The 13,601-nt window shown below is 67.7% G+C and carries 12 protein-coding genes; 6 read left to right on the top strand and 6 right to left on the bottom strand.

Annotated features, from left to right (window positions below; translation table 11 throughout):
- Window positions 1–459: 459 nt before the first annotated feature.
- The 3 genes from HUO13_RS27435 (at window position 460) to HUO13_RS27425 (ending at window position 2,121) form a co-directional block, all read left to right on the top strand.
- Window positions 460–963 carry a DinB family protein gene (locus tag HUO13_RS27435; RefSeq protein WP_211897909.1) on the top strand — a complete coding sequence of 168 codons (504 nt, stop codon included), beginning with the start codon at window positions 460–462 and terminating at the stop codon, window positions 961–963.
- An 82-nt stretch (window positions 964–1,045) separates the two neighbouring features.
- Window positions 1,046–1,633: a winged helix-turn-helix domain-containing protein gene (locus HUO13_RS27430; protein WP_249124041.1), complete on the top strand. Its 588-nt coding sequence runs from the start codon at window positions 1,046–1,048 to the stop codon at window positions 1,631–1,633.
- On the top strand, window positions 1,531–2,121 hold the full coding sequence (locus tag HUO13_RS27425) for an IS630 family transposase (RefSeq protein ID WP_211897576.1): 591 nt from the start codon (window positions 1,531–1,533) through the stop codon (window positions 2,119–2,121). The genes HUO13_RS27430 and HUO13_RS27425 overlap by 103 nt, the downstream gene beginning before the upstream one ends.
- Window positions 2,122–2,561: 440 nt before the next feature.
- On the opposite strand, the gene HUO13_RS27420 is transcribed toward HUO13_RS27425, so the two are convergent.
- On the bottom strand, window positions 2,562–4,058 hold the full coding sequence (locus HUO13_RS27420) for an alanine/glycine:cation symporter family protein (RefSeq protein ID WP_211897908.1): 1,497 nt from the start codon (window positions 4,056–4,058) through the stop codon (window positions 2,562–2,564).
- Window positions 4,059–4,083: 25 nt separating this feature from the next.
- Window positions 4,084–4,557 carry a dihydrodipicolinate synthase family protein gene (locus tag HUO13_RS27415; RefSeq protein ID WP_211897907.1) on the bottom strand — a complete coding sequence of 158 codons (474 nt, stop codon included), beginning with the start codon at window positions 4,555–4,557 and terminating at the stop codon, window positions 4,084–4,086.
- 27 nt (window positions 4,558–4,584) lie between these two features.
- On the opposite strand from HUO13_RS27415, the gene HUO13_RS27410 reads away from it, so the two are divergent.
- Window positions 4,585–5,037, top strand: a complete 453-nt coding sequence (locus HUO13_RS27410; protein ID WP_211897906.1) for an Rrf2 family transcriptional regulator — start codon at window positions 4,585–4,587, stop codon at window positions 5,035–5,037.
- Window positions 5,038–5,043: 6 nt separating this feature from the next.
- Window positions 5,044–5,793: an SDR family NAD(P)-dependent oxidoreductase gene (locus HUO13_RS27405; RefSeq protein ID WP_211897905.1), complete on the top strand. Its 750-nt coding sequence runs from the start codon at window positions 5,044–5,046 to the stop codon at window positions 5,791–5,793.
- A gap of 70 nt (window positions 5,794–5,863) precedes the next feature.
- Here the strand turns inward: HUO13_RS27405 and HUO13_RS27400 are convergent, their stop codons facing one another.
- Together HUO13_RS27400 and HUO13_RS27395 are read right to left on the bottom strand one after the other, a co-directional pair.
- Window positions 5,864–6,508, bottom strand: a complete 645-nt coding sequence (locus tag HUO13_RS27400; protein ID WP_211897904.1) for a hypothetical protein — start codon at window positions 6,506–6,508, stop codon at window positions 5,864–5,866.
- Between the two features lie 120 nt (window positions 6,509–6,628).
- On the bottom strand, window positions 6,629–7,747 hold the full coding sequence (locus HUO13_RS27395; protein WP_211897903.1) for an NADH:flavin oxidoreductase: 1,119 nt from the start codon (window positions 7,745–7,747) through the stop codon (window positions 6,629–6,631).
- A gap of 150 nt (window positions 7,748–7,897) precedes the next feature.
- Between HUO13_RS27395 and HUO13_RS27390 the strand changes: the two genes are divergently transcribed.
- Window positions 7,898–8,341: an RrF2 family transcriptional regulator gene (locus tag HUO13_RS27390; RefSeq protein ID WP_211897902.1), complete on the top strand. Its 444-nt coding sequence runs from the start codon at window positions 7,898–7,900 to the stop codon at window positions 8,339–8,341.
- A 316-nt stretch (window positions 8,342–8,657) separates the two neighbouring features.
- Here HUO13_RS27390 and HUO13_RS27385 read toward each other — a convergent pair whose 3' ends face one another.
- Together HUO13_RS27385 and HUO13_RS27380 are read right to left on the bottom strand one after the other, a co-directional pair.
- The gene (locus tag HUO13_RS27385) at window positions 8,658–9,626 is read right to left on the bottom strand and encodes a zinc-binding dehydrogenase (RefSeq protein ID WP_211903191.1); all 969 of its coding nucleotides are present in this window, start codon (window positions 9,624–9,626) and stop codon (window positions 8,658–8,660) included.
- Window positions 9,627–10,019: 393 nt separating this feature from the next.
- Window positions 10,020–13,376: a TM0106 family RecB-like putative nuclease gene (locus HUO13_RS27380; protein ID WP_211897901.1), complete on the bottom strand. Its 3,357-nt coding sequence runs from the start codon at window positions 13,374–13,376 to the stop codon at window positions 10,020–10,022.
- Window positions 13,377–13,601 lie beyond the last annotated feature (225 nt).

The following is a 13,601-nucleotide window of genomic DNA, read 5'->3' as shown; positions in this document are numbered from 1 at the left end:
CTGTTGGTTTCCGGCTGCGGTTGGGCGGGGACCGTGGTCGTGCTCTGGCTGCTCGTACAAAGCCGGGGAACATGACCGACATGGCTGCCGCGTGGTAGCCGGGGTCGGCGGTCGGCTCCGCCTTCGGCATGGCTGCCGAAGGTGTAGTCACCTACTTCGCCGACCGTATCGACCCCCACCCTTGAGGACGCGCTAGGATGCTGGGTCAGCGCCTTCGCCGGATCTGCCCGGCGACTGATCTTGGCTGCGGTGTTTCAGTTCTGCCCGCGTCGACACGCTTCTTGCGCATCAAAGCGCTGAGCACAGCGAATGCCTCGACGTTCCAACTGGTTTCAGCTTCTGAGTGCATCGTCCCTGTCCTCGAAGTCCCGCGTCGAATCGCCGCCTTGTCGCCAACCACACCCATCGGACGTGAGACCGCACAGTTCTTCGGAGCGCAAGAGAACGGAGTGAAATCCCATGAGTAGCAACAGAATTACCAACGGCATCGAGCGAGCGATCATCGAAAACATGCTCGATCGCAACCGCGAAGCCCTGATCGAGACCGTACGCGGCCTCTCCGAAGCGGATGCCCGACGCCGACTCGTCGCTTCACTGACGACACCGATCTCGTTGATCAAGCATGCCGCGGCCGCCGAACGGATCTGGTTCCAACGGTTCTGGGCGGGACTCGACGAATCCGAATGTGACGGATACTCGAACCGGGACGAGGGAACCTTCACCGTCACAGACGACGAGCCCTTGGCTGACGTGATCGCCGAGTTCGAACGCGCGAGCCGACGATCACGTGAGATCGCCGCCCGCTTCGACCTCGACGACACCAAGGACAACCCCCGTGAAGGAACAGTCAGCATGCGATGGACCCTGCTGGCCATGATCGAAGAATTCGCCCGGCACGCAGGACACGGCGACATCCTTCGCGAACAGATCGATCAGGCCCCACCTCGAAAGCCAAACCCGTGAGACGTCGGCACCATTAATGATCTTTCGGTAATAGGGCGAGTCGCTGTGCGTGGTTTGTGTTGTGCGGTGAGATGATCGTGGTGTGCCGAAGTCTTCACGATCGACGGGCAAGCAGGCCCGTGAGAGCAAACCTGTTGCTGCTAGACGGGATTTCGAGGCGTTGCGCCAGCGGCGGATGCGAGCGGCGGAGATGTTCGATCGCGGCGAGCGGCAGGTCGATGTGGCTTCGACGTTGGGGGTGTCGGCGCAGACCGTGTCGAAGTGGTACCGGGCGTGGTCGGCCGGTGGTCGTGAAGGGCTGGCCGGTGCCGGTCGTGCCGGGCGGGTGCCCAGGCTGTCCGATGAACAGCTGGCCGAGGTGGAGGCGGAGTTGCTCAGAGGCCCACGTGCCAACGGGTTTTCTACTGAGATGTGGACGTTGGCCCGGGTGGCTGAGGTGATTGAACGCCTCACCGGTGTCCGGTATTCGCTCACGCAGACCTGGACGATCCTGCGCGAGCGGTTGGGCTGGAGTCGCCAGCGTCCGGCGCGCAAAGCCGCCGAGCGCGATGACGAGGCGATCGAGGAATGGGTCAAGGCCGAGTGGCCGCGGATAAAAAGGGGGCCCGGCGCCGAGGAGCCTGGATCTGCTTCCAAGACGAAAGCGGTTTCTCTCTGCTGCCCGCGGTGAGGGCCACCTGGGCGCCACGAGGCCAGACCCCGGTGCTGCGGCACCGGTTCTCCTGGAAGCGCATGTCGATGTCCGGCGCGCTGGCCTACCGACAGGATCGCAGTGCAGCGGTGTTTGTGTTTCAGATCAAGGAGGACAGCTACAACACCACCTCCCTGATCGAGTTCCTCACCGACCTGCACACCCACCTCGACGGAGAGCCGGTCACGCTGATCTGGGACGGGCTGCCCGCCCACCGGTCCAAAGCCATGAAAGCCTGGCTGGCCACACAGCGGCATTGGCTTGTCGTCGAACGACTTCCCGGATACGCACCCGACCTCAACCCGGTCGAACAGGTCTGGGGCAACCTCAAAGCCACCGAACTGGCCAACCTCTGCCCCAACGTCATCGATGAAGCTCATGCCGCTGCGGAGACCGGACTGGAACGCATCGGCAACAGCTACCAACTGTGCTACTCCTTCCTCGAACACACCGGCCTCCGCCTATGAACCAAGATCACCCAAATACCGAAAGATCATTAAGCGCAGGTTCAGACGAACACGGGCGTGCGTGTCCTCCACTCCAACGTAGGCGGTGGGTGCCGGGCGTTCCAGCGAACACCGTTCGGGCTGGGCAGGGCGCCAGCGAGGCCACCACCGCCTTTCTGGATTCCGCGTGAGCTGTCCTTCGTCGCTCACCTCTGTCACTCAACCAACCGGTGGCGGGGAAATGGGGGCGGAAGAAGGCCTTGGTTATCGGGGGACAGACAGGACCACCCTCGGTGTTCACGCAGCAAAAACGGCCCGCTCCGCCTGGGTGGGGTGTGCCGCGGAGTTTGGTGATCGGTCACCCTGGGTCAGGTTGGCGTCACGTGCGGTGCGGCACGCCGGGTGCGGTGGGGGCTCTGTCCCGCCGGACCCGACGTGCCGTGCCTGGCGCACATCTTCGGCTAGTGTCCGTCGGCGCGTCGCTTCTCGTGCTCTGAGGTGAGCACCTCGTCGCGCTCCCAGAAGTCGGCACCGCGGATGTTCAACGCCTTCGGGTCGAACACCGGATCGAGTCCTTGCTTGCGCTGGCGCTCGTAGTCGCGCCAGATCTTGGAGACCATCGGGAAGAGCAGGGCGAGGCAGGTGAGGTTGATCCACGCGATGAGCCCGAGCCCGATGTCGCCCACGGCCCAGACCAGCTCGGCGTTCACGACCGAGCCGATGAAGACGATGGCGAGGGTGCCCAGCTTGAGCACCAGCTGTAGGCGCGGTCCGCGCTTGCCGTCGAGGAGGAAGAGCAGGTTCGAGTTGGCGACGTAGTAGTAGAGCAGCAGGCATGTGAAGCCGAAGAGCAGCACTGCCACGGCGACGAATCCGGCGCCCCACCCGGGAACGAGGGTGTCGATCGCCGCCTGCACCCAGTTCGGTCCGGCCTCGACGCCGGGCAGGTTGTTGACGAGGAAGCCGCTGGAGCTGTCCGAGACGTTGAACTTCCCCGAGATGACCATCATGAGCCCGGTGGCCATGCAGATGAGCAGCACGTCGATGTAGATGCTGAAGGTCTGGACGAGGCCCTGCTTGCCGGGGTGGGAGGTGCGGGCGGCGGCTGCCGCGAACGTGGCCTCTCCGAGGCCGTTGGCCGAGGCGAAGACGGCTCGGCGCACGCCCCACGCGACGGCGGCACCGGCGATGCCGCCCAGCACGGGATCGACGCCGAAGGCGGACCGCACGATCAGGAGGGTCGCTTCGGGCACGCGGTCGAGGTTCGCGAAGATCACGCCGAGCGCCAGGAGGAGGTACCCGATCGCGAGCACGGGGACCAGGGTCTGCGTCACCTTGACGATCCGCGTGGTGCCGCCGAAGATCACCGCCGCGATCAGTCCGGTCACGAGGACCGCGGGAACCCACTTCGGGAGGTCGAACGCCACCTGTGCGCTCGAAGCGATGGTGCTGACTTGGAAGCCGGGGAACACGAAGCCGTAGCCGACCAGGCCGAGCACGGCCACGATGCCGCCGACCAGCGGAAGGCGAAGGCCGTGCTTGATGTAGTACGGCATGCCGCCGATGTCCTCGTTGGCCTTCTTGCGGTCCTCGTCGTCCACCTGACGCTTGAACGTCTGCGCGAGGGTGGCCTCGGCGTACCCGACGGTGCAGCCGACGATGCCCGTAGCGGCCATCCAGAAGAGCGCTCCAGGTCCGCCGGCGGCGATGGCGGTCGCGACACCGGCGATGCTGCCGACGCCGACCCGGCTGGCCAGGGCGAGGACGAGCGCCTGGAAGGACGAGAGCCCGCCCTCATCGTCGTTGGTCTCCCGCAGCTGCCGGATCATGTCCGGAATCCGGCGGAACTGGACCCCTCTGGTCGCGATCGTGTACGCGATCCCGAGTCCGAGCACCACGTAGGCCATCGGTGCCCAGATCGCGTCCGAGACGTTCGACAGGATCTCCGTCAGGTCCATCAGGCCACCTCCGGCACGAGTCGGGTCAGCGAGTGCCGGATGCGATCGACCGCTCGGCGGGCAGGGCGCCCATCGGACTACGCGGAACTCCTGCGGACTCACCCTGCAACTCGAGTCCCGCCTTGACGGCGGCGATGAACGGCACCGAGATCATCGCGTCGATCACGGGGTACAGGGCCTTCCAGCGGGACAGGGCCCCGGTCAGGTCGCCCTCGGCGACGAGCCGGCTGACCTCGACGATCTCGTGCGGCACGACGTTCGCCGCCCCCGCCATGACGCCCGCGGCGCCTTCGGCGAGCGCGCTGTAGATGTAGGCGTCCCACCCGATGAACGTCCCGATCACGTCGCTGTGGTGGTGGATCAGCCGCAGCGCTTGCTCCCAGTTCGCGCTGGAGTCCTTGATGTAGCGGATGTTGCCCACCTCCTCGGCGAGCAAGCGCACGGTGCCGGGGTCGAGGTTGACGCCGGTTGAGCCTTTGACGACATTCGATGTAACCATTATGGTTACTTTGGAGGGGGTGGTCTGGTGGCGGGCAACAGTCAGCTCACCGTGGCGGCGCACGCTCTGACGTGGATCGAACTGCACCATCGACGTGAGGGTGGAGTCGCGACGTCCGAGAGGATCGCGGGGAGCGTCAATACCAACCCCGTCGTGATCCGGCGGCTGCTCGGCCGGATGCGCGATGCCGGGCTGGTGCACTCTCGTCGGGGCGCTGAGGCGGGATGGGTACTTGCCAGACCGCTGGAAGACATGACCCTGCGGGACGTGTACGAGGCGATCGAGCCGGCGCCGCTGTTCGCCGTGCACCGCTCTGAGCCCAATCTCGACTGTCCGATCGGTTCCGGTATCCGGCCCGTGATGCGTCTCGCGTACGCGCGAGTCGAGGAGGCCGTTCGCGCCGAGTTGGAGCACATAACGCTGGCCGATGTGTTCAGCGATGTCTTGGCCAGCTCAGATCTCACAGAACTGGAGCATTGATCCGCCATGGGGCAACTTGACGGAAAGACCGCCATCGTCACCGGCGGCAACAGTGGAATCGGATTGGCCAGCGCTAAGCGATTCGCAGCCGAGGGCGCGCATGTGTTCATTACCGGGCGACGGCAGGAGGCGCTTGATGCTGCACTGTCCGAGATCGGTTCGAACGCCACGGGAGTCCGGGGCGATGTGTCCGATCTCGCCGATATCGACCGGCTTTACGCTGCCGTCGCCGACCAGGGGCGGCGGGTGGATGTGCTCTTCGCCAACGCCGGCGGTGGCGAGTTCTCCACCCTGGAGCAGGTCACCGAAGAGCACTTCGACACCATCTTCGGCACCAACGCGAGGGGCATGCTCTTCACCGTCCAAAAGGCGCTTCCCCTGCTGAATGACGGAGCCTCGGTGATCCTCACCGGCTCCACCGCGGCGGGTTCCGGTGGCGAAGCGTTCGGCGTCTATGCCGCGTCCAAGGCAGCCATCCGTTCTTTTTCCCGAACCTGGGCCAATGAGCTCAGGCATCGCAAGATCCGTGTCAACACGCTGGTCCCCGGGCCCATCGCAACACCTGGCAGCGCTGGTCTGGCCCCCAATCCGGATGAGGCGGCCAAGCTGTGGGGCTTGTTCGCGAGCCAGGTTCCCCTGGGCCGCATGGGCCGCCCAGATGAGGCAGCCGACGCGGCGCTCTTCCTCGCCGGCGACCAAAGCAGTTTCGTCACCGGTACCGAACTCTTCGTCGACGGCGGCCTCAACCAGGTCTGACCGCCCGCAGCCTCGCTTCTTGCATCCTCACTCGGAGTGGTTTCCGAGGGAGGGCCGCCGAGGCAGCGCGCTAGGTGCAGACCGCGTACTCGCCCGCGAACGGCCTGCTGTCTGAGCTGCTGCCGCCGGGACGGATTCTCCAAGCGAGATTTCCGTTGGCGTCGAAGAAATCCACGTAAACGGGCAGGTTGTTGCGGTAGGAGTTGACGTGTTCGCGGAGCCCGTAGACGAGGAGGGTCCAACAGCCGACTCCGGTTCGCTCGGTCACGAACCTCATGTCGTTGAATCCGGTGTTGTAGTACAGACACAGGCCATGGGGTCGGCAGGCTTCAGCGGCCGAGGCCTGCGGCGCGGTCAGGGCGCCGGTGGTCGCCAGCGTCACCGCGGCAGCGACGGCGACTCCGGCTCGTCCTGCCCGTCGAGTGAATCTCATCGGCGTTTCCCCTCGCGTCCGATTGGTGCCTGGCCCGTTCCGGGTCTCTTCCGCACACACGTCCAGATCGAAAGGGTTGTTGTCCCAGAGCGAGCACTTCACCCAGACGGCGGTATCCGGTCGTCGCGTCGGGGAGCGGCCACGGGGCGTACAGGTTGAGAGGTCGCGCAGCAGGAGCAACCGTGCCAGCGCCGCGGTGCACGACATCCGCGGGACGCTGTCGAAGCCCGCAGCGTGATCGCCTTTTCGGTCGCGATCGGCAAGTAGCTCCTGGCCGATCACGGCACCCGCTCCCGCACCGACGTCCTCGGCCTGGCCTCCACCTGGCTGCTCGCCTAGCGCGGCGGCCGGTCACGCCCGTGGCCCGGCATCTTTCGTTGCCGGGCCACGGGTTCCTGCCGGTCAGTGCAGGGACTGCACCGCGTCCTTGTTGAACGCGACGAGGTCGGTCAGTCGGTCGTTGAGGACCTTGTCGGCCCATTGCGGGTCGGCGAGCAGTGCGCGTCCGACGGCGACCAGGTCGAACTCGTCTTGTTCCAGGCGGTCGAGGAGCAGTTCGATGCTGTCGACCTTCGCGCCGGCGGCGCCGGTGAGGGAGGAGGGCTCGAAGACGCTGTCGAGGCCGACCGAGCCGACGGTGATGACCGGCTTGCCGGTGACCTTCTTCGTCCATCCGGCGATGTTGAGGTCCGATCCGGAGTCGGGGAACTCCGGCTGCCAGTAGCGGCGGCCGGAGGCGTGGAAGGCGTCGACTCCGGCGTCGGCCAGCGGGGTGAGCACGGTCTCCAGCTCACCGGGGTCGTCGGCGAGCCGTGCGTCGTAGTGGTTGGCCTTCCACTGGGAGAACCGCAGCACGACGGGGAAGTCGGGCGCGACCCGCTCGCGGATGGCGGCCACGATGTCGGCGGCGAACTTCGTCCGGGAGACCAGGTCGCCGCCGTAGGAGTCGGTGCGCCGGTTGGTGCGCTCCCACAGGAACTGGTCGATGAGGTAGCCGTGCGCGCCGTGCAGTTCCACGCCGTCGAAGCCGATCCGCTCGGCCTCCTGCGCGGCGTCGGCGAAAGCGCGGATGACGTCGTCGATGTCGGACAGCGTCATCGCCTCGCCTGCGGGGGTGCCGTCCAACGCGAGCCCGGAGGGCCCCATGGTCGGGGCTTCGGGGTACGGCGGTGCCCCCGCCGGCCGCTGGATCCCCACGTGCCAGATCTGGGGCATGATCTTGCCGCCGTGCGCGTGCACGGCTTCCACGACCCGGCTCCACCCGGCGAGTTGCTCCTCGCCGTGGAAGCGGGGGACCTCGCCGCTGAAACCGGCGGACCGGTGGTCGACGAGGGTGCCCTCGGTGATGATCAGGCCGGTCCCCGCCGCGGCGCGACGGGCGTAGTAGGCGGCCACGTCCTCGCCGGGAACGCCGCCGGGGGAGTGCTGGCGGGTCATCGGGGCCATGACGATCCGGTTCGCCAGCGTGGCCGAACCCAGCGTGAACGGGCGGGACAGTGCCTGAGCTGCGCGGGTGCTCACCGTGTCGATCTCCTGCCGTGCGTGTGCGGTGAAGTGTGTAAGTCAAACATACATTTAATGCCGCGAAGTGCAACTGTGATGATTGCTATTCTGGGATGGGAGCGGACGTCGCGTACGCTCGGTGCTGATCTGCGGGCGGAGGTGGATACCATGTTGGACATCCGGTTCTCCCGCGCGCTGCAGGTGATGCTGTTCCTGGCGCTGGCCGCCGAAGACGGCTCCACCGCGTTGAGCTCGGCCCGGTTGGCGCGCGGTCTGCGCGCCAACCCGAGTCTGGTCCGCAAGCTCCTGGTCCCGCTGACGGACGAGGGGCTGGTCGTCTGCACCAAGGGCCGCGCGGGTGGGGCCCGGCTGGGGCGTCCGGCGGACCAGATCACACTGGCGGAGATCTACCGCTGTGCCGTCGGCGACAAGCCCCTGTGGGCGTGCTCGCCGAAGGCGGAGCAGGTGTGCCTGGTCACCGCGCACGCGGCGGAGTACTTCGCCGCGCTCACCGCCGAGGCCGAGCAAGCGGTGCTCGCCTCACTCGGCGACCGCACCCTCGCCGACAGTGTGGGCGAACTGCGCAGCCTCGACACGGATCCCGATCAGTAGAACCCGTCGTCGTACCGTCCGGCCTCGCCGAGGATCGCGGTTCCGATGGGTGCGGCGATGTCTTGCCCACGGTGCTGTTCGTCGCCTCGAAGTTCACCGAAGCCGGATGTGCACCGTCCCTGCGCTGGGTGACCCATGCGCCCATTGGTGCTATGTCATCGATGAACTCACCGCTGCGTGCCCACAGCGTACGCAGCGATCATTGCTGAGCTGGACGCGAACGGATCGGGATTTTGCTGTGTCGATCTTGATGTGGTGTCGCGATCACTGGCAGAGGCCCTCTTCCACTGCACCCCCGGGGCTCAAGAACAGGCGCTCAGACGAGGAGGAGCGATTTTCCGAGCGTGGCGCGTTCGGCAAGTGATGTGTGGGCCTCCCTGGCTCGTGCCAGTGGGTAGGTCGCGCCGATGACCGGGCGGATTCGACGCTGGGCGGTCAACGTGAGCGCCTCGGTGAGCAGTTCTCGCACGGTGGCCTGGTCGGGGGGACCGGCTTCCAAGGAGTTGATGACCGTGACCTGGCGCTGCTCGGCCGCCCGCGGATCGATGTCGGCGAACCCGCCGTTGGAGGTGCCGTAGGTGACGAACCGGCCGCCCTCGGCCACCGTGTCGAACGCCGCCTTGCCGAGTTCTCCTCCCGCACCGTCGAAAGCCAGGTCGACACCCGCGCCGCCCACGGCGTCGCGGACCCGGTGCTGCCAACCCTGTTCCGAGTAGTCGACCACGACCTCCGCGCCCAACTCGCGAGCCAGCGCCAGCTTGCGCTCACCTCGCGCTGCCGCGACCACCCGTGCGCCGGCGTTGCGCACCAGTTGCACCAGCAGCGAGCCCGCGCCACCGGTCGCGGCCGCGACCAGTACCCACTCGCCCTTGTCGATCTTCGCCTCCTGTGCGAGCTTCAGTGCTGTGGCCCCATCGTGGAGCATGGCCGCTGCCTGAGTGGAGTCCACTCCGTCGGGAACCTCCACGACTTCCTCCGCACTGGCGACGATCCGCTCCGCATACCCGCCGGTGGCTCGGGCGAGGACGTGGCGCCCGACCCAGCTCGCATCGACACCCTCGCCCACAGACAGCACGCGCCCCGCACCACCTCCGCCAGGCACATACGGAAGCTCGATGGGAAAGAACTCTCCACCCCACCCACCGCGCAACAACGTGTCGAGGTAGATGACATCAGCGACGGCCAAACCCACCACGACCTGCCCCGGACCAGCCACCGGATCGGGAACTTCTTCGGGCACCAGCACCTCGGGCCCACCGAACTCACGCACCCGGATCACGCGCATCGTCACACCACATCCCAGACTTGACCGACTTGGTGCCCACCGTAAAACCTCAAGCAAAGTCGAGGTCAAGAAGCTCCCGCCGGAACCCGCGCCGGTCTCCGGATTCGACCCGTTCTGCGGTGGCGTATTCGACTTGGTCCAAGCTCCGGCAGGGGTCGCGGGGTTTGATCACTTCGGTGTCATAGAGGCCGTTGATCGTCTCGGCCGAGCTGCTTCGCCTGCAAAATCACCAAGGACTGATGACCAGGCATCGCCAGCACTTGGGGAATTCCGAGGTCGACCTGCGCTGGAGCGCCCCAGCCGGGCCTTGCGCGGAGCATGATGAGGCACTCTGGGCGAGAGGGCATGTACGGCATGGTTGGCCCAGGGTGGTGGGCTTCAAGGAGTTGGGGGTCAGAGAGCGGGCCAGGGGCGGGCGTCGCGCAGCAGTCCGAGCATCCCGGAGATGAGCCGCATCTGCTCCACAGTCCGAATGTCGGCCTCCAGCAGCCGCGGGCTGCACACCAGCACCGCCACCGACTGCGCTCGCGACAGTGCCACGTTCAACCGGTTGCGGGACAACAGGAAATCCAGTCCGCGGGGCAGGTCGATCGCTGACGAGGATGTCATCGTCGTCACCACCACCGGGGCTTCCTGGCCTTGGAACCGGTCCACCGTGCCGACGCGCACATCGCCGAAACCGGCGCCGGACAGTGCGTGCGTGACCGTCCGCGCCTGCAGGTTGTACGGCGCCACCACGAGGAAATCCGCGTCCGTCAGCGGACGGCCCTGCCACGTGCGCCCGTGCAGGTCCGCGATCACCGAGACGACCTGCTCCGCTTCCTCGATCGACCGCGTGGTGTTCCCGCGGTGCTCCACCGACGCGAGGTACAGCCCGGAGGCGAAGCCGTCGACCGAACGGTCCGCGGATGGGTGCGAGTGCAGCAAACCCGCGTACGACAACCGGGAAACCGGCGCGCACACGGCCGGGTGCATGCGCCGTGTCTGGTCCAGGAAGTAGCCCAGCTCGGGTGGCATGATGTCCGCGTCGCCGATCAGATGCCCCAACGCCGACGCCTCTGCGCCCGCCGGGTGCGTGCCCTGCACCACCTGCGGCAGCTGCTGCGGATCGCCGAGCAGCACCACGTTCTTCGCGCACATCGACACGGCCAGCGCGTCCGCGAGCGCGAACTGCCCGGCCTCGTCGATCACCAGTACGTCGAACGGTTCTTCGCGCACGGCGGTGTTCGCGAACGTCCACGCGGTGCCGCCGACGAGGTGCCCGTCGTTGTGCTCGGCGCGCCATTTGGCCAACGCGTTGTTCGATTTCGGCTGTTCCCACGGCAGCGCGGGATCCGGCGTCCGACGCGGCCGTTTTGCGCACGACATCGACGGCGCGTTGCCGAGCGCGGCGGACAGCACGTTCTCCACGGCCTTGTGGCTGTTGGACGTCACACCGACGGTCCGCCCGGACCGCACGAGGTGCGCGATCAGCTTACCCGCCAAGTACGTCTTCCCCGCCCCGGGCGGGCCCTGCACCGCGAGCACCGACCCGGCGAGCGCGTCGACCGCCTCGATCACGGTGGCCACCGAGTCCTCGCCGGACGCGGGCAGCGCACCCCCGCGCAACCGGGGGATCCGGCGCAGCAGGTCCACGCCCGGATGCGCGGGCAGCTCCGGGAGCGTTTCCCCGACCAGCCGGGCCAGCTCGGCCACAGCCTCGTCCTTCGGCGCGGGGCGCACCGGGCCGCCCGGCAGGACCGCGACCGGTCGCTCGTTCGACGTGCTGTCCGGTGCGCTGCTCTCCTCCAGCGTCAGCTCGACCGCCGAGGCCGCCACGACTTTCGCGTCCCGCGCATCGGCGCCGTACCGCAGCCGCACGGCGTCCCCGACCGCGAACGGATGCGGCCGGTCCGGGTCGCACGCCACTGTGAGCGTGCGCTTGGCCGTGCGCAGCCGTCCCGACGGCGGCACCCATTCGCCCGCCGACACCGACACCGGCACAGCGCAGGTCGTGTCCACCTCCAGGTCGCCGACCGGTGCGGCGAGCTGCCGGAAGAACTCCCACCACGCCGGGTTCGTCTCGCGCCGGTGGTAACCGACGGAGGCGGCGAGCAGCGCGCGAGCGTGGTCGTCCGGGGTGAAGTCGGCGGGATCATCGGGCAGGCCGTCGAGCAGCGGGTCGACCAGCGCCGCCAGCGCGGCCGCGCGTTCGGCCCGGCGCAGCGCGGCCTCTTCCTCTTCCGTCTGCCGCAGCAGGGCGTCCACTTCGGACTCCGGTGCCGGGGTTGCGAGCTCGATGCCCGCTTCCTCGCGGACGCGGTGCAGGAACTCCAGCAGCCGCAACGTGGACACGCAGTCGTACTCGTTGTATTCGGCGATGCCGCGCAGCACCTCGTCGGCCTCTTCGACGTCGCCGGCCTTGGAGAGTGTCAGGTAGTCCTCGTACGCCTCGATGCTCGACGCCGCGGTCTTCACGTCGCCGTCGCGGGCTTCCGGCATGTACAACGGTTCGAGGTACTTGATCGAGTACGACCGCTGGCCGACGCGCAAAGCCTTGCGTACCACGGCGTACAGGTCGACCATCCGGCCGCTGCGCAGCAGTTCGTCCACGGCTTCCTCGCGCGTTCCGTGCACCGCGGCGAGCCGCTTGACGGCCGTGACCTCGTACGGCGCGTAGTGGAAGACGTGTGCGTCCGGATCGTCGGTCAGCCTGGCGGTGGCGAAGTCGACGAACTCCTCGAAAGCACGCTTCTCCTGCGTCCGCGTATGCGCCCAGAACGGTGTGAAGCGCGCGTCGTGCGTGACGGCGCCGAACAGGTACTCCAGCCCGGTGCCGGCGAGCGCATACGGGTCGCCTTCCATGTCGAAGAAGATGTCGCCCGGGCTCGGTGGCGGCAGCTCGGCCAGCGCCGACGGGTCGATTACCTCGTAAGCCAATTCGCCGGTTTCGTCCTGCCGCACCTGGATCGCGGCCTGCGCACGCAAGGTCGCGAACGTGCCTACCGACATGTCACGGGGCCGGTCCGCCGGCTCGGCGGTGGCGAGCGCGTCGATCGTGCCGAGCCCGGCAGTCACGAGCTTGCGCCGCTGTTCGCCACGCATGCCCGCGACCAGCGACAGATCCCGGTCCGCCTCGCGCGCGGACGAGCAGTGGTCGGCGAACGCGCAGCCGGTGCAGGCGGGGCGTTCGTCGGCCCACATGCGTTCCGGCAGCCGTGGCGGCCGCGTGACCAGCCGGTCACGGAGGCGATCTAGCAGCGGCAGGAAATCGTCGACGCGCAGGCTGCGCGTGGTGCCGTCACCGAGCAGCAGGTGCATCTCCGGCCCGGCCGGCCAACCGGCGCGGCGCAACGCGTCGGCGTACGCGGTGAGCTGCACGACCGCGGACGGCTTCGCGTGCCGCGCGAGCTTCGTGTCATAGACCTCGTAGCGGCCTTGGTCGTCGCGGAGCAGGAAATCGGCGCGGCCGGAGAACTCGCCGTCGTGGAAAACAGCCTGGTAGACCACCGACGCGTTCGCCCGCAGCGCTTCCGCGGTGGCCTTCGCGGCGGCGACCTGGTCGCGCTCGTCGATTTCGATCACGGTCTTGCGCTCGCCGCGCAGCCGTTCGAGGGTGGCTGCCTCGTGCGCACGGCCGTGCTTGACGGCCAGCCGGTCGGGCCCGGAGCTCGGGCGCGGCGCGCCGGGCAATCCCGCCGCCAACGCCTGCTTGAGGATGCTGCGGTGTTCGCATTCGAGCAGATCGGCGAGGTCGGACGGGGTATGCATCGCCTGGCAGTCTGACATGCGCGCCCGTCCGGGTCGGCGCCGTGGGTGCCGACACGCCATGGCTCGCGGCGCGCGATCACCGCTGCGGTGGGAACGGCGCCACGTCCGGGTTCCAGGCGACGGAGATCTCACCGTCGAAAGCCTGCGCCGCTACGTCACTGAAGCGGTCGGCTTCCGCGTGCGGGAGCTGCTGCGCAAAGTTCGTCAGGACCGGCACCATGGGCG

Source organism: Saccharopolyspora erythraea, from assembly GCF_018141105.1.
Lineage (GTDB): Bacteria > Actinomycetota > Actinomycetes > Mycobacteriales > Pseudonocardiaceae > Saccharopolyspora_D > Saccharopolyspora_D erythraea_A.
This window is presented reverse-complemented; position numbering and strand designations above follow the sequence as displayed.